The 15,589-nt window shown below is 61.9% G+C and carries 16 protein-coding genes and 3 tRNA genes; 3 read left to right on the forward strand and 16 right to left on the reverse strand.

All coding sequences use genetic code 11. The features are described 5' to 3' along the window. Positions 1 to 463: 463 nt before the first annotated feature. Positions 464 to 1,804 carry an MFS transporter gene (locus AC1VS5_RS08110; RefSeq protein WP_481218304.1) on the reverse strand — a complete coding sequence of 447 codons (1,341 nt, stop codon included), beginning with the start codon at positions 1,802 to 1,804 and terminating at the stop codon, positions 464 to 466. A 57-nt stretch (positions 1,805 to 1,861) separates the two neighbouring features. Then, a complete protein-coding gene (locus tag AC1VS5_RS08115) occupies positions 1,862 to 3,145 on the reverse strand; it encodes a M20 metallopeptidase family protein (RefSeq protein ID WP_481218305.1) in 1,284 nt (427 codons plus the stop codon). A 182-nt stretch (positions 3,146 to 3,327) separates the two neighbouring features. Between AC1VS5_RS08115 and AC1VS5_RS08120 the strand changes: the two genes are divergently transcribed. Beyond that, complete coding sequence (locus tag AC1VS5_RS08120) at positions 3,328 to 4,989, forward strand: amidohydrolase (protein ID WP_481218306.1); 1,662 nt, start codon at positions 3,328 to 3,330, stop codon at positions 4,987 to 4,989. A 129-nt stretch (positions 4,990 to 5,118) separates the two neighbouring features. Here AC1VS5_RS08120 and rplT read toward each other — a convergent pair whose 3' ends face one another. The 5 genes from rplT to AC1VS5_RS08145 form a co-directional block, all read right to left on the reverse strand. Then, positions 5,119 to 5,478 carry a 50S ribosomal protein L20 gene (gene rplT, locus AC1VS5_RS08125; protein ID WP_019129216.1) on the reverse strand — a complete coding sequence of 120 codons (360 nt, stop codon included), beginning with the start codon at positions 5,476 to 5,478 and terminating at the stop codon, positions 5,119 to 5,121. A 47-nt stretch (positions 5,479 to 5,525) separates the two neighbouring features. Then, positions 5,526 to 5,717, reverse strand: coding sequence for a 50S ribosomal protein L35 (gene rpmI, locus AC1VS5_RS08130; protein WP_019129215.1), 192 nt, complete (start codon positions 5,715 to 5,717; stop codon positions 5,526 to 5,528). 30 nt (positions 5,718 to 5,747) lie between these two features. Further along, positions 5,748 to 6,365, reverse strand: coding sequence for a translation initiation factor IF-3 (gene infC / locus AC1VS5_RS08135; protein WP_035102013.1), 618 nt, complete (start codon positions 6,363 to 6,365; stop codon positions 5,748 to 5,750). Between the two features lie 168 nt (positions 6,366 to 6,533). Then, positions 6,534 to 6,620: transfer RNA gene (locus AC1VS5_RS08140), tRNA-Leu, on the reverse strand. Positions 6,621 to 6,748: 128 nt separating this feature from the next. Beyond that, positions 6,749 to 6,943 (reverse strand): hypothetical protein, encoded by a 195-nt coding sequence (locus AC1VS5_RS08145; RefSeq protein WP_481218307.1) that lies wholly within the window; start codon positions 6,941 to 6,943, stop codon positions 6,749 to 6,751. 153 nt (positions 6,944 to 7,096) lie between these two features. On the opposite strand from AC1VS5_RS08145, the gene AC1VS5_RS08150 reads away from it, so the two are divergent. Beyond that, positions 7,097 to 7,417: a YbjQ family protein gene (locus AC1VS5_RS08150; protein WP_019129212.1), complete on the forward strand. Its 321-nt coding sequence runs from the start codon at positions 7,097 to 7,099 to the stop codon at positions 7,415 to 7,417. Between the two features lie 104 nt (positions 7,418 to 7,521). On the opposite strand, the gene AC1VS5_RS08155 is transcribed toward AC1VS5_RS08150, so the two are convergent. Together AC1VS5_RS08155 and AC1VS5_RS08160 are read right to left on the reverse strand one after the other, a co-directional pair. Then, a tRNA-Leu gene (locus tag AC1VS5_RS08155) sits at positions 7,522 to 7,608 on the reverse strand. Positions 7,609 to 7,711: 103 nt separating this feature from the next. Then, positions 7,712 to 7,996, reverse strand: a complete 285-nt coding sequence (locus AC1VS5_RS08160) for a PTS sugar transporter subunit IIB (protein WP_019129211.1) — start codon at positions 7,994 to 7,996, stop codon at positions 7,712 to 7,714. 176 nt (positions 7,997 to 8,172) lie between these two features. On the opposite strand from AC1VS5_RS08160, the gene AC1VS5_RS08165 reads away from it, so the two are divergent. Then, positions 8,173 to 8,257, forward strand: a tRNA-Leu gene (locus AC1VS5_RS08165). A 4-nt stretch (positions 8,258 to 8,261) separates the two neighbouring features. On the opposite strand, the gene AC1VS5_RS08170 is transcribed toward AC1VS5_RS08165, so the two are convergent. The 7 genes from AC1VS5_RS08170 to larC form a co-directional block, all read right to left on the reverse strand. Continuing rightward, complete coding sequence (locus tag AC1VS5_RS08170; RefSeq protein WP_481218308.1) at positions 8,262 to 9,257, reverse strand: Ppx/GppA phosphatase family protein; 996 nt, start codon at positions 9,255 to 9,257, stop codon at positions 8,262 to 8,264. Positions 9,258 to 9,297: 40 nt separating this feature from the next. Then, entirely contained in the window at positions 9,298 to 10,197 is a 900-nt protein-coding gene (locus tag AC1VS5_RS08175; protein ID WP_481218309.1) for an FtsB family cell division protein, read from the reverse strand. Between the two features lie 273 nt (positions 10,198 to 10,470). Then, positions 10,471 to 11,760 carry a phosphopyruvate hydratase gene (gene eno, locus AC1VS5_RS08180; RefSeq protein WP_481218310.1) on the reverse strand — a complete coding sequence of 430 codons (1,290 nt, stop codon included), beginning with the start codon at positions 11,758 to 11,760 and terminating at the stop codon, positions 10,471 to 10,473. A 151-nt stretch (positions 11,761 to 11,911) separates the two neighbouring features. Next, on the reverse strand, positions 11,912 to 12,775 hold the full coding sequence (gene mazG, locus AC1VS5_RS08185) for a nucleoside triphosphate pyrophosphohydrolase (RefSeq protein ID WP_419045172.1): 864 nt from the start codon (positions 12,773 to 12,775) through the stop codon (positions 11,912 to 11,914). A 3-nt stretch (positions 12,776 to 12,778) separates the two neighbouring features. Continuing rightward, a complete protein-coding gene (gene yfcE / locus AC1VS5_RS08190; protein ID WP_419057600.1) occupies positions 12,779 to 13,348 on the reverse strand; it encodes a phosphodiesterase in 570 nt (189 codons plus the stop codon). Positions 13,349 to 13,570: 222 nt separating this feature from the next. Next, positions 13,571 to 13,948, reverse strand: coding sequence for a hypothetical protein (locus AC1VS5_RS08195; RefSeq protein WP_481218311.1), 378 nt, complete (start codon positions 13,946 to 13,948; stop codon positions 13,571 to 13,573). 39 nt (positions 13,949 to 13,987) lie between these two features. Then, a complete protein-coding gene (gene larC, locus AC1VS5_RS08200) occupies positions 13,988 to 15,457 on the reverse strand; it encodes a nickel pincer cofactor biosynthesis protein LarC (RefSeq protein WP_144688352.1) in 1,470 nt (489 codons plus the stop codon). Between the last annotated feature and the right edge of the window lie 132 nt (positions 15,458 to 15,589).

Genomic DNA, 15,589 nt, shown 5'->3' on the forward strand with positions numbered 1-15,589 from the left:
TGCCTGCGGGCGCTCCGGCCCGCGCGGCAAGGAGATATAATGCCAGCCTCCCGGCGCCCGCGCAAGGGGGAATCGGGGGTTCACATTTCCTACATAATTAACCGCACTAGAACAATCCTCTATCTAAATACTTACGGACGGCACTGCCTTGTTCCTCCTCTAGATAGTGCTGTTTACCGGCATTTAGCCGCATCCGAGCGCTCGTGATTGCAACTTTTGGGCACTGCTAGCCGCTGCGACCGAATATAAAGGATTACCTGAATGTGAAAAGCGCAGGTCAGAAGGTATACGATCTTCAGAGTTTTGCGACTGTGCTTTGGGTCTTCCCTCTGGAGTGCCCAAAAGTTGAAATCTCGCTCGGCTTTGGCGAGCCGACCCGCGACTCCCCGAGCAACGTGCCTGAAATGTCGGGTAACCCTTTGATATAGGGTGCGATCAAGCGCTTCCCCTGTTCCATTTCCCGCTATGCCACCTGTGTCTCCTGGCGGATCTTATCTACCAGGGCGCGAGCTGCCGGAGCGGCGGCAAGAAGGAGCACAAGCATGAGAACGCTGCCCGCAATATTGATCATCCACATGGGCACAAACGAGTGGAACGCATCGAACAAACTGCCCGAGAGCATCGTGCCGAAGGCGTACCCCAGCATTTCCAAGCTCGTCAGCCACCCCGTGATGCGTCCAACGTCTTTCGCCCCATAGCAGCGCACGGCAACAAGTGAAGGCGCTACGGTACCCATGCACGTACCGAAGCCAAAGAAGATTGCGCTCACCACCGGACCCCACATCGTACTGGCAAAGCACAGGCCCACCGAACCGATAAGGCACGCTGCGCTTCCCACGATGATTCCGGTACGGACGCCGAAGCGGTCGTACATCCACCCCGTCGCTATCTTAGATACAAGCACCACGATCATATTGAACGAGTAGATAGAGCTCGCATACACCATGTCATGGCCGCCGGTCACAATCTTCTGGCCCTCGACCATCACCGACGTCATATTAGTAATGGAATTGGGAATCGCGGCGCCGTTGATAACGCCCATTACCATAAAACCGGCCACCATGAGCCAGAATGACGGGTGCCGCCAGACGTGAGCCCAAGGCACCTCAACATCGACCGGCACATCGCCCACGCGTTTCTCGCTTGCAGCCGCTGCGCCCGCAGCCTCGGCAGCGCCGTATGGCTCGAGGCCCTTGTCGGCAGGCCGGCTATAAAAGACTGCCACGGTAATGGGAAACGCGATGATGAAGCACACGGCGGCGAGCACCATGAAGGATGCGCGCCAGCCGACGGCGGCGATAAGGCTACTCACCGCGGGAGAGAAAATCGCCCCGCCGAAGCCCGAACCGCTGAGTGCCACCGCGACGGCGAGCCCCTGCTTGAGCGTAAACCAATTAGTAAGCACGATAGAGATGAGCAAGCGTGTGCCTGCCACGATGACTAAGCCATCGATGGCAAAGAGCAGAAAGAGCTGCCACGCAGCCCCAACGTAGGCAAAGCCGATGAGCGCCGCCGCCGTGATGGCGACAGAAAACCCGCCCAGAATGCGTCCGTCCACGCGGTCAACTACATTGCCGATAACGAGCGAACCGATGATCGACACAAGCGTGGACATGGAATTCGCCATATTATAGGTGCCCACGGTGATGCCGAGGTCCTCGACGATATGCGGCTGGAAGAGCGACATGCCGCTCACCATGGTGGTGTAGCAGGTGCCCATGATGAGAAATCCGGACACCACGAGCCACCAGCCAAAGTAGGGACGCCGAGTGCCGCTTGGTAGATTGCTTGCCGAGGGTGCCATAGAGACCTCTCCTTCTTCTTGCCGGTCGCCCTTGCTGGTCGCATTGGCACGCGCTCGCTATGCGCGCTCGCTCGATGCGCCCTTATGTCTGCCGATGCTTTGACGCGATAGCGCGTGACGCTCGAACCACGTGGCGACAACCGCCACGTGTAGAGCCGCTCCCATCCAAAACACCTGCTCATCAAGGTGCATATGCGGGTTATGGTGCGGTGCGGCACCGGGGCTTCCCGCACCTAGAATCGCGAAAACGCTCGGCACCGCCGCCGACACGTAGCTAAAATCTTCCGTTGCCGCCATGGGCTCGGCCTTGTGTACACGCGCCGAGCCAACCACCGCCGCAAACGCCGGTTGCAGCTCGGACGCCAAGAGCGGGTCGGTCACCACGCTGGGGCAGTTGAACATCGCGATTTCGGAGCTCGCCCGCCACGCCTTCACATACCCCTCCACAAGCTCGGGAATGCGCGAGAGCACGTGCTCGCGCGCCGCGACGTTGAGACTCCTGAGGCCGAACTTGAGGTCCGCCGTATCGGGCAGGGTGTTGGGCACAGTGCCCGCTTGGAGCGCGCCGCACGAGAGGGTGATGGCTGCCGCCGGCTCAACCTCGCGCGTCATCATGAGGTTGAGCGCCTGGTATACCTGGCTGGCCACCATAAGTGGGTCGATGCACTGCTGCGGGGCCGAAGTATGGCCGCCGCGCCCCTGGATCTTGATGACGAAGGTGTCGAGCGAGGTGCTCGATACGCCGGGAGCAAAGGATACCTGACCGGCGGGCTCGTTCGACATGACATGAAGCCCAAAGGCAGCGTCGACGCGCGGAGCCTCGAGCGCGCCGTCGTCAATCATCGTCTTGGATCCAGCACCGAGCTCCTCACCCGGCTGAAACATGAGCCTGACGGTTCCGGGGAGCTCTGCCTCGTGGCGCTTGAGCACCGCGGCCGCTGCGAGCAGCATCGCCGTGTGCGCGTCGTGCCCACACATATGGCTGCATGTGCGCGTGGATTTAAACGGCAAATCGTTTTCCTCGATGATGGGCAGGGCATCCATGTCGGCACGAAGCAGGATGCAGGGACCCGCCCCAGAGCCAACAGTCGCCACAATGCCCGTGGAGCGATCGATACCCGGATACCCGAGGTTCTCATACGAGCGCGTGAGCTCATGAGCGACAGCGCCGCACGGCCTCCATGTGATGCCCAGGCTGTCAAGCCGTTGCGACACGTACGCAACCGTCTCAGGCAGGGCCATGCCCACCTCGGGAATCTGATGCAGGGCACGCCGATCTGCGACGATCTCGTCTTGCAGGGCACGCGCCTCGGAAATCATAGCTGCACACAACGTTGCCATTGCGGTCTCCTCCTTGCTTCATTCAAGCACAGTAACCGCTTTCGCGCTCGCCTGACCCCATGATTGCGCTTACAGGACCAAATAGCAACCTCCCCGAAACATCCTCGCAGCGCCCCACGCCTGCGCTATGCTGAACGCAGCGCGACACACGCCATTTGAAACGATTGAGGAAAGGATCACCTATGCCTTTAGAGCCTCAGCAATTCCCGGCAACCACCGTGCCCACACGCTTCATAGGCGGGCGCATCACGACGGAAGACCCTGCGCAGCCCGAGGCAGATGCGCTCGTGACCGATGCCACCGGGCGCATCGTTTGGATCGGCTGGGCGAACGAACTGCCCGCCGCCTTCGCGGGTGATGCCTATAAAGAGGTCGACCTAGGCGGCGCGCGCGTTATCCCCGGCTTTGTGGACGCGCACATGCATGCCGTGATGCTCGCGAATTTTGCACCGCAGATCTCGGCCTTGCCACCGAACATCACCTCGATTGCCGAGCTCACCGAGGCAATTCGCGCCCGCCGTGCCGCACAAGGCCCCAACGCCTGGGTCGAGGGTTGGGGCTATGACGAGGCGCTTCTTGCCGAACACCGCTCACCCACCCGTTGGGACCTAGATGCCGGAAGCCCCGACGCGCCCGTATGCATCATGCGCACCTGTGGGCACATCCGCTGCGTCAACAGCCGTGCGCTCGAGATCGCTGGCATCACGCGCGACACGCCCGATCCTGTTGGCGGCGAAATCGAGCGCGATGCCACCGGTGAGCCCACCGGAGTCCTCAAAGAGACGGCGCGCGACCTCGTCACCCCATTCATCCCCAAACCGAGCGAGCATGATGCCGTGCAGCACATCGTGGACCTCGGCCAACTGCTCGCCTCGCAGGGCATCGTCGCCGCGACCGACATGTGCAGCGTCGACGGCACCGACACCCATCCGTTGCTCCTGGCCGCTGCGCGCGCCGGCTTCAAGCAGGATGTGGCCACCTATATGCTCTGGGATTACATCAAGCAAAACCCGGACGCCTATGAGCTCGGCCCCGAGCAGATGGACCGCAGCCAGCAGATCTTCGCGGCAGGTATCAAGATTTTGACCGATGGCAGCGTGTCGGGCCGCACGGCATGGTTCTATGACCCGTTCCTGCCCTCCGAGCGCGATCTGGGCGCTGCGAATTGCGGCATGCCGACCTGCACTGACGATGATATCGATCATGCCATAGCCTTTTGCCAGAACCATGGTTGCCAGCTCTCGCTCCACGCCATGGGAACCCATGCCATCGACCGCGTCATCGACCGCGTCATGGCGGCTGGACTTTGGGACGCCGATGGCGTGCCTCCGGTGCGCATCGAACACGTGACCGCGCCTTCGCCGCATGCGATCAGCGCGATGGCGGCAAACGGAATCGCCGTTGTCACGCAACCCATCTTCCCCTATGCCGAAATCGGTACCTACCTCACGAACCTCGGCGAGGAGCGCACACGCCGCTGCTACCCCTTCCGCACCCTCGTCGATGCCGGCGTGGACGTCTGCATCTCAACCGATGCCCCCGCAACATCTTGGGCCGTACCCTCGGACCCCTTCCCCAACATAAAAAGCGCGGTGACCCGCCAGGCCTACAACCACTTCGACTTCGATGCCACCGAGGCGCTCAGCGTGGAGGAGGTGCTCGCCCGCTATACGCGCGAGCCGGCGCGCATCCTCGGCTTCGAAGGGCTCGGCATGCTCAAGGCCGGCTATAAGGCGAGCTTTGCCGTGCTCGACCGAGACATCCTCGCCATCCCTGCCGACGAGATCGACCGCGTGAAGGTCGCGGCCACCTACATCTGCGGCGAGAAGGTCTTCGAGCGATAGGCCTCACCCGGAAATGATAAAACCCACCCGGTCGGTTTTATCATTTCCGGGCGAAAAAAACAGCCGGGCTGGAAGGCGCTACATATGCCTTCCAGCCCGGCTGGTTGCGATGAGATGAAAGAGCCTGGCTTACGCCTCGAGCGCCTTCTTGGCGATGGCGGCCAGCTCGTTGAAGCTCTCGATGTCCTCGTAGGCCATCTGAGCAAGCACCTTGCGATCGAGCTCGATGCCGGCGACCTTCAGGCCGTGCATGAACTGAGAATACGAGATGTCGTTCATGCGGGCGGCAGCGTTGATGCGGGTGATCCAGAGGCTGCGGATCTCGCGCTTCTTGTTGCGGCGATCGCGGTACTGATACTGGAGGGAGTGCTGCACCTGCTCCTTGGCAGCCTTATACGTACGCGAACGGGCGCCATAGTAGCCCTTCGCCTGCTTCATGATGGTGCGGTGGTGCTTACGGGCGTTGAGAGCGCGCTTCACACGTGCCATAGTTGATCAACTCCTACTAACTCAGAAAAGACGGGAACGAAGCGGGATTAGGCGAGACGCGAAACGACGGTCTTGCGATCGGCGCTGGAGATCTCGGTCTCCTGGCGGAAGCCGCGCTTGCGCTTCGTCGTCTTCTTGGTCAGGATGTGGCTCTTATAGGCCTTGGCGCGCATGAGCTTGCCGGAGCCGGTAACGCGGAAACGCTTCTTGGTACCGCTGTGAGACTTCATCTTGGGCATGGAATTCTCCTTTATCGCTTACAGGACAAACTACTTCTTATCGCTTTCGCTCTTCTCGGGCTTCTCGTCGAAAGCGCCCTTGATGGGAGCGAGGAGCATGAGCATGTTGCGGCCCTCGAGCTTGGGCTGCGACTCGACCGTGGCATAGGGCTTGAGGTCCTCCGCCAAGCGCTCGAGCACGTTGAGACCCTGCTCCGGATGCGCCATCTCGCGACCGCGGAACATGATGGTGATCTTCACGCGCGCGCCCTTCTTGAGGAAGCGGAGCACGTGACCCTTCTTGGTCTCGTAGTCGCCGACGTCGATCTTGGGACGGAACTTCATCTCCTTGACCTCGACGCGCGACTGGTTCTTGCGCGCTGCCTTGGCCTTCATGGCCTGCTGGTACTTGTACTTACCATAGTCCATGACGCGGCATACGGGCGGATCGGCGTTCGGAGCGATCTCGACGAGGTCGAGGTTCTGCTCGTCGGCGATGCGCTGCGCGTCGCGAATGTCGAAGAGACCCAGCTGCGAGCCATCGACACCGATCAGGCGGCACCTCGTCGCGGTGATCTCGTCATTGATGCGCGTGTCATCGTGCTTAGCTATTTTCGGTACCTCCTTCAAAACACGAAACCCGGTGCCATGCACAGCAACCGGGTCAATCGTTCCAAGCAAGCGATGCCTATGCACCGCCCTCATAGGTTGTGATGACCAGACAGCTGCTCAAGGCGCCGAAAGGTGGGAACCATCGGTTCCACTTTGCTAGCATTGCCGAAACAATGCGGATGCATGATAGCACAGCTCTGCGCACTCCATGAGTTCATCATGAAATGGTGCCGGAGGAGAGACTCGAACTCTCACGCTGTTGCCAACGGCAGATTTTGAGTCTGCTGCGTCTGCCAATTCCGCCACTCCGGCAACTGCGCTACCGCCGGTACATAGTACCACAGAAGACCGCGATTGCACGCGACGTTGCAATCCGGCCAAATCGGGCGTCGCCCCCGCCGGGCCAATACCACCCGGTTGGGGCGGAAACACCCGCGCTCCTAGCTCCGGTCGTCGTCATCATCGCGCACGATGCTGATCTTCACCTTGCCAAGGAGCACGGCGACCGCGAGCACGAGCATCACGATCGGGATGAGCCGCAACGCACCCACGAAGAGCACGCCTAGCAGCGACAAGACGAACGAGATGATAGCCGCAACGATGAATAGCGCTATAACCATATACAGACACGTCATGCGCATCTCTCCTTCCCTGCGCCACAGAATAGCAAATCGCAGGGCCTCCTGCCGTCTCGCGCGGACCGTTCGCGCGTTCTTTAGCCTTTCTTAACCGGTCGCGGCACGTGCGCTTCCTATACTTGAGTTACAGGCGCCAAAGAAAGGAGCAGCATGATCGTCACCACCACCCCAACCATCGAGGGCTACGAGATCGTTGAGTATCTGGGCATCATCGCCGGAGAGGCAGTGTCAGGAATCAACATGTTCAAGGACCTGGGCGCGGGGATCCGCAATGTGTTCGGCGGGCGCTCGGCAGGATATGAGGAGGAGATGCAGAACGCGCGCCGCGAGGTTCTGGACGAACTTGCAGACCGCGCGGAGCAGCTCGGCGCCAACGCCGTCGTGGGCACCTCGCTTGGCTACGAAACCTTTGAAGGGATGATCATGACGGTGGCTTCGGGCACCGCCGTACGCATTCGCCGTGCAAGCTAGTTAAACCAAGCGGCCTCACGATCTTGCGGACAAACTAGGAGCTTTTTCCGTATATCCCCTCTTTGCACAAGAAAAGGCCCCGTTGCCGGGGCCTTCATCCTCAGTGGTGCGGGCGAAAGGACTTGAACCTTCACGGGGTTGCCCCCATATGGACCTGAACCATACGCGTCTGCCAATTCCGCCACGCCCGCATATGTCTCGGCTAACGCCGAAAGCGCTGTTCATCTTACCCTAGCGCCTCGAGGTGCGCAAGCCCCATTTTTATGAAACGGGAAGCGCGCCAAACCCGTGCGGTTAACCGGCGATGATGTCGAGAACTTCCTTCTCGGCAGCGGGGCGACCAACACCGGTGAGGAACGGGACACCGCTCACATAGGGGCACTCAAGGCCGTTCGGAGCGACGGTCGTCGCGATGAGCAGGTCGGCATCGGCGCAAGCATCCTTGGCCTCAGAGATCGCGCACTGGACGATCTCGTACTGTCCCTCGTAGCCGTTGTCATTCAGCAGCGCAGACACCTTCTGCGCAACGGCGGTCGAGGTAGCGATTCCAGAACCGCAGGCCAGCACGATCTTCTTCATGTCGAAGGTCTCCTTTCGATAAGTGCAATGGGTATAGTGTACCGCCCTCGATGGCAAAAACCCAGAAGTGAGTTGGAAAAAATAACGGCGGGTTAGAAATATCAGCGAATTCCTTGCATATCAGTAGATTCCCCGCGCGCCTGCCAGCGCCCCGTCTGCTAGACTGTGTCTTCGATGGGGGCGTGGCGGAATTGGCATACGCAGGAGACTTAAAATCTTCGGCCTTCGGGATTGTGGGTTCGAGTCCCACCGCCCCTACCAACTTTTACTCAGATAGCTCCGGCGTCCAGCCGACAACCGGCTTCTCGCCCCTCAGGGCCTCATCAATCGTTGCCGCCATGCCGGCGAGCAGGCTGCTCTCGCTTACCGTAAGCTCCTCGTATCCGCCAGCCCGCATAAGCTCGCGAATGATAATCGTTCCCGCCTGCATCATGGGAGCGCGCTTGGGCTGGATGCCCTTAAGCTCGCGAATCTGCGCGACCGTCAGCGCGCTCATGCGATCGAGCTGCCGCTCGACCTCTTCGAGCGTCAGGCCATGAAGGTGAACGAACGAGGAGTCGTAGGGCTCGAGCTCGTAGGTTAGCGAAACGAGCGTCGTCACCGTACCCCCCACCGAGATGAATCGACTGGGGCGGTCGGCGAATTCATCCCAGCATGAGGCGAACTGGTCGTGAGACCACGCGGCGGCGGCCGCGAGCTCCTCGGCAGCGGGCGGGTCGGCAGTAAAGAACCGGTCGGTCAACCTGCGGCAGCCGATGTCAAGCGACCGCACATGCTCGAGCTCGAGATGCGCGTTGCTCGGGTCGTATGTACCGACGACGATCTCCGTCGAGCCGCCGCCGGGATCTGCCACGGCAATGCGCTCGCCGGGAAAATCGTGGGCGACCCCATAGAATGTGAGCCTCGCCTCCACCTCGCCAGGGATGATCTGGGGCGCAAGGCCCAGAGCGCGCAGGCGAGTGAGCAGCTCCTCGGCGTTTTCCGCGTCGCGTGCAGCACTCGTCAAGGTGACGCATGTCGCCGTGGCACCGAAAGCACGGGCTTCCTCCGCGAAGGTGCGGCACGCAGCCTCCACGCGATCGATGGCGCCGGCGCTAAAACGGCCTGTCGCGTCCACGCCCTGCCCCATGTCGGTAATAACGGAATGCTTCTCCGAATCCACGATCGCGCCATCTCGCACGCGTGCGAGCGAGAGCCGCGATGAGACCGTACCCAGATCGATCGCCGCAATGCGTACGCAACCGTCTCGATCAAGCAACATAGGCAATGCCGCCTTCCCTGGCCCGCGCACCGCGCGAGCGTCAATCACCCGTCGAGGAAACCGTTTGGCCCTCGACGCCCTGGTAGAAGAAAAACGCATCGAGCACCTTGATATACCACGGTGCATCGTTGGCCACGGCTTGCTCGGCGGCCTCGACCTCTGCAGAGGTGTTCGGATCGGAAGGAGCGCGCGTAGCGGAGCCCGAAGCACCTGAATCGGTCGAGGCGGCATCCTGAGCGTCAGACGCGTCACCCTCGTCGCCAGCGGCATCGCCCGACTGATCGGCTGAAGCGTCGGACGCATCGGCGCTTCCGCTGGAATCGCCCGATGCTTCATCTGATGACGAATCGCCCGCCTCGTCCTCGAGCCCTATGACCTCGACCGCGTGCTCGCCGGGCATCACCAATCCAAGGTTCTGGCGCGCGGCGTCCTCGATACCCTCTGTGGAAAGCAGCTTATTGACCTCGGTTTCGAGCGTCTTGTTGTAGCTCTCGCGAACAGCAAGCTGACGCTCGAGGATATCGCCTGTTCGATAGGCCGCGTACAGGTCGCGCACGGGAAAATAGACGCTGAGCGCGATCGCCGCTGCAACGACGCCGTAGAATGCGAAGCGCCACGGCCCCGTCGTGATGGCGTAGATCGTCTGCACGACGCGGTTGTCTGCCGCATAGCGCATGAAGTTCGAGCGATGTCTACGGGAACCCGTCGCCCGCCGGGTCGATGCCGACCGGCCGCCCTCCTTCACGGCGCGTCCTCGCCCATTCGACCGCAGGCGGTCGGCGGCACGCGCAGCACCGGAACCAGAACTGTCCCGAACCGCCGCTCCACCCTGTGCAGAGCGACGGGCACGCGATGTCCCGTGCGCGCTACCGGAGCGAGATGAGACGGACTGGCGACGCTGCGCGCCGGCTGCTTTCGAATTGTCGCGATAGGTTTCCATGGGCGCCTTGTTTGATTGAAGTGTGATTGCGCTACCGCTTCATTATGACACGCTCGCGCACCCTCAAACCGGAAACTTTCGGCGCATCCGCCAAATGCGCACGCCCAACGTTTCTCGAACGACGCCCCGCGCTCCCCCTCTCCCGCCCAACCGTGGCCGTTACCGCAGAGAAGCCCCGGACTTCCTCCTGAGCGATTCCGCAGCTGTTCGGCTCTGCCGAACAGCGAGGACCAGCGAAGGAGGAATTCCGGGGCTTCCCGCCGGGAGGTATCGCTACCGCAGGTTGTAAAACGCCGTGCGGCCCGCGTACTCAGCCGAGGTATACAGCCCGTCCTCGATGCGGATGAGCTGGTTGTACTTGGCGATACGGTCCGAACGGCAGGGAGCGCCCGTCTTGATCTGGCCCGCATTCGTTGCCACGGCGAGGTCGGCGATCGTGGAATCCTCGGTCTCGCCAGAGCGGTGGCTCACGATGCAGGCATACCCGGCGCGCTTCGCCATCTCGATCGCCTCGAGGCTCTCGGTAAGGGTGCCAATCTGGTTCACCTTCACGAGAATGGCGTTGGCAGCGCCCATCTCGATGCCCTTCTTCAGGCGCTCAGTGTTGGTGACGAAAAGATCGTCTCCCACGAGCTGGACCTTCTTACCCAAACGCTCGGTAAGCTTGACCCAGCCGTCCCAGTCCTCTTCTGCGAGACCATCTTCGATCGAGATGATGGGATACTTCTCCACCAGCGCGGCCCAGTAGTCGATCATCTCGTCGGTCGTGAGCTCGCGGCCTTCGCCCTTAAGCACGTATACGCCGCGCTCGGCGTCGTAGCATTCGGTGGTGGCCGGATCCATGGCGATCATGAAATCGTCACCAGGCTTGTAGCCAGCCGCCTCGATGGCCTTGACGATGTACTGAAGCGGCTCCTCGTTCGTCGCCAGATCCGGAGCGAAACCGCCCTCGTCACCCACACCCGTCGCGTGGCCGCTCTCCTTGAGCACGGACTTGAGCGTGTGGTACACCTCGGCGCACCAACGCAGGCCCTCGGTGAAGGTGGGCGCGCCCACCGGCATGATCATGAACTCCTGGAAGTCCACGTTATTGTCGGCGTGCACGCCTCCGTTCAAGATGTTCATCATGGGCGTGGGCAGGGTGTGGCCGTTCACGCCCCCGAGATAGCTGTAAAGCTCGAGGCCCGCCGACTGGGCGGCAGCGCGCGCGGCGGCGAGGGACACGCCGAGGATGGCGTTCGCGCCAAGCGCGCCCTTGTTGGGAGTTCCGTCGGCGGCGATGAGGGCGGCATCGACCGCGCGCTGGTCGAACGCGTCCATGCCGATTACCGCCTCGGCGCACTCCTTGTTCACATGGTCGACGGCCTTGATCACGCCCTTGCCCAAATAGCGATCCTTATCGCCGTCACGCAGCTCAACAGCCTCGAACGCGCCAGTCGAAGCGCCGGAGGGAACCATCGCGCGGCCGAACGAGCCGTCGTCGAGCGTCACCTCGACCTCGACGGTGGGATTGCCGCGCGAATCAAGCACCTCGCGGCCATAGACGTCCAAAATCTCACTCATAGTGCGCCCCTTCCAAAAGGTTAGCCTTAACAAACTTGTCTCAGTATTCCACAATCTCGGCGTTTCCATACCGGGATTCGAAACATCCTTCGACGGTCGGGGCGCCAAAGCTCCAGAAGGGCCCGATCGGGGCGCGATCCGCGCAGGACGCCTACTCCGCTTTCTTCACCTCATCCCACAGACGGTTGAGCTCCTCGGTCGACAGCTCCTCAACCCGGTGGCCTGCGCCCCAAGCACGGTCCTCTACTGCCTCCCACCGCGCGCGGAACTTCGCCGTACTGGCACGCAGCGCGCGCTCGGCATCGATGCCCTCTTTGCGCGCAACGTTCACGAGGGCGAACAGCATGTCGCCGAACTCGAGCTCTCGCGCGGAGGAGCCGATCGGCTCATGCTCGTACTCGGCGCGCTCCTCGGCAACCTGATCCCACACATCTGCGACACTTTCCCACTCAAAGCCAACGGCAGCAGCCTTGCGTGAGACCTTTTGCGCCTGCATGAGGGCCGGCAAGGCGCGGGGAACGCCCTCAAGAAGCCCCTGGGGGCGCTCAGCGCCGCCTGCTGCTGCCTCCGTATCGCTCGATGCCTTCTCGGCAAGCTTGACCTGATCCCAGATATCGAGCACCTCTGCGGTATCGCGAGCAACCGTCGCTGAGCCGAACACGTGAGGATGCCGGCGAATCAGCTTCTCATTAAGCTCGTTCACCACATCCTCGACCGTGAACTCATCGGCGTCGGCCGCAATCTGCGCGTGAAGCATGACCTGCATGAGCACATCGCCCAGCTCCTCGCGAAGGTGCGCGGTATCGCCCTCCTCGATGCAGTCAACCGCTTCATACGCCTCTTCGATCATGTTCTTTGCGATCGAGGCATGCGTCTGCTCGCGGTCCCATGGACAGCCGTCGGGTTGTCGCAAACGCCAGATGGTCTCGGTCAGGGCATCGAAGGCATCGCGGGCGTCAACGCGGGTCGTGCGGTCGCGCTTGCCCTGCTCCGACAGATCCATAGGATCCGGCATCGCCTACGCCTCCTCGAGCACAACGTGGCGGAAAGCGCTCTCGAGCGCCTCGCCGCTTTCATAGATTCCGTAGCTATGCGATCCATCCTTGGGGATAGACACGCTGCCCGGGTTGAACGCCCAGATACCAGGCCGGGCGCCCACGGCCTCGTTGACCTTGACATGCGTATGGCCATAGACGACCGCCGAACCCTCTGCCAATGTCGGGATGTTGTCGACGCTGTTATGGAAGCCCGCTCCGAACACGTGGCCGTGCGTGAGGAAGAGCGTTCTGCCGCCGTCATCCACCAGCTCGGCATAGTCGGCCATGCAGGGGAACGAGAGCACCATCTGATCAACCTCGGCATCGCAGTTTCCCCGCACTGCCACAAGGTTGCCGCTATCCGCGAGACCGTTCAGCAGGGGGATGACGCGCTTCGGATCGTATTCGCGCGGGAGGTCGTTACGAGGACCATGGTAGAGCAGGTCGCCGAGCAGCACGATCCGGTCGGGCTGCTCCACCTCGACGGCGCGGACCAGCCGCTCCGCCCAGTACGCGGAACCATGGATATCGGATGCGATGAGAACCTTCATGAGCCGTCCTTTCCATCGGTGACCCCATAAGGGTAGCAAATCCGGCCCTGCGCAAGCGACGGCGACCCGCCCCGTGCGGCAAAATCGATGCTGCACCGAGAGCGCACTCGGCAGCCTGCTCATCGCATAAAAAACCTCCCGCATCCCAAACGTTGCGCAGGGGACGCGGAAGGCAAGCTGGCATGCCAGAAGAGGAAGAAAGCCGCCGGCCGGCTTTACCGGCTATTTGAGCGCTTCGAAGCGCACGGCGCGCGAGAAGTAGTAGTACACCGCGACGATGACCAGATTGGCGATTGCCGGCCATACGAAACCGTTCAGAAGCACGTACACCACGACAGCTACCGCGTTGAGCACGAGCGCGAGCAGCGTCACCCCCACGTACATCGTCGCGTATGCACGGGCAGGCCGGTTGGCCGCCCCGATACCCCAGACGCCCAGGAACAGGTCGAGCACGCAGGGCACCACCGAGCAGATGGCAAGCAGAAGCCCCGGCGAGGTGTTGGCGAACGCAATGGCCATAGACGACCACCACGCCATGCCGAGCGCAGCTATGACCGCGACGAAGCTCATAATCTTCAAGATCTTCTGGTTCTGAGACATGGTGCTCCCCCTTCGCTCGAGCTATCTCGAGAGGCTTCTTCAGCTATCTGTCCCCATGATACCCAACTGAACAGCGTCCATCACCTTTTGGAGCGGGATGCCTGCAGCCCGCGCAAGCGCTGCGGAATCCTCGTATTCGGGGGAAACGCGGCGCGAGCCATCGGGAAGGTCAACGGTCTTCACGCGCACCGTACCCCACGGCGTCGTCACGGACGACTCCGAACGCGCAAGCACCGTGCGCTCACACTCCCAACGCCGAATGCCGATCGTGGTGGTCTCGGCGAAGATGATGCCCTCGAGGCGCTCGATGTCATCGGGCACGGCAACAACCTGCAGCTGCCATGCAGGACGCCCCTTCTTGGCATACACAGGCACCCAATGCACCTCACGGGCGCCCGCTTCGCGCAGCCGTTCCGCCGCATACGCGAGCACCTCGCCCGGAGCGTCGTCGATATCGCATTCCAGGCGCACCACGGGACCGGCGTAGGCGGCATCGACCGTAGGCTCTCCTGCAGAAACAAGCGGCATCTGGCTGGAGCAAGCAGCGTTTTCGCGCGCGGCGGGCGCATCGAGGGGAGGAAGTTCGTCAATCAGCATGGCGCGCAGGATGCTCGGCCGCTCGTACGCGCGCTTGCCCGCGCCGATACCCACCTTCTCCACGCGAAACCGCGCAGGAAGCTCGAACCCGGATGCAATTGCCGCAACGATAGCAGCGCCCGTGGGCGTCACAAGCTCCCCCTCGACGCCGCAAACGGAAAGCGGCAGGCCGTGCTGCTGAACGATGTTCAGGGTGGCAGGCACCGGCACCGGGATGATGCCGTGTTGGCAGCGAATGGTGCCGCGCCCGTCTACCAGCTGCGGCACGAGCACGCGATCGATGCTCAAGTCGTCGAAGAGCACCGCCGCGGACACGATGTCTACGATGGAGTCGACAGCGCCGACCTCGTGGAAATGGACCTCGTCAAGCGACACGCCGTGGGCTTTCGCCTCAGCATGCGCAAGAACATCCACGATGCGGTGCGCAAGCGCTTTGGCGCCTTCGGCAAGCGAACCCGCATCGATCATCGCATCGATATCGGCAGGCCCACGGTGCTCGTGATGATGACCGTGATGATGGTGGGGCTCACCGTGGTGGTCGTGATCGTGCTTATGGCTATGGCCATGCTCGGCGTCATGCCCATGCTCTTCTGCATGGTGCACCTCATGATGGTGGGCGTGCTCATGGTGATGGCCATCCTCGCCATCATGCTCATGCAGATGATCATGACCGTGCAGGTAAGCCATATCGTGGTCATGGTTTTCGTGCAGGGAATCGAGCGCTACGTCGAAATCGCAGCAATCGAGGCCCGCCTTGCTCACGCGGCTCACGTGCAGATCGTAGCCACCGAGCGGAAGCGACGCGAGCGCCGCGCGCAGACGCTCCTCGCTGGCACCAAGGTCTAGGAGCGCAGCCGCGAACATATCGCCGCTGATGCCGCTCGTGCAATCTAGATAGAGCGTCTTGCCCATGTCTCTCCTTTTTCACGCGGCCAAACATCGGCCACCTTATCACCTAGACCTAACTCCAAGACAACCGCCCGCTCCGCCCCCGCCCGCATCTATGCCCGTAACGCAAGGGCGCCCGGGCCTCTTCTGAGCGAT

The sequence above is a fragment of the Enorma sp. genome (assembly GCF_982429025.1).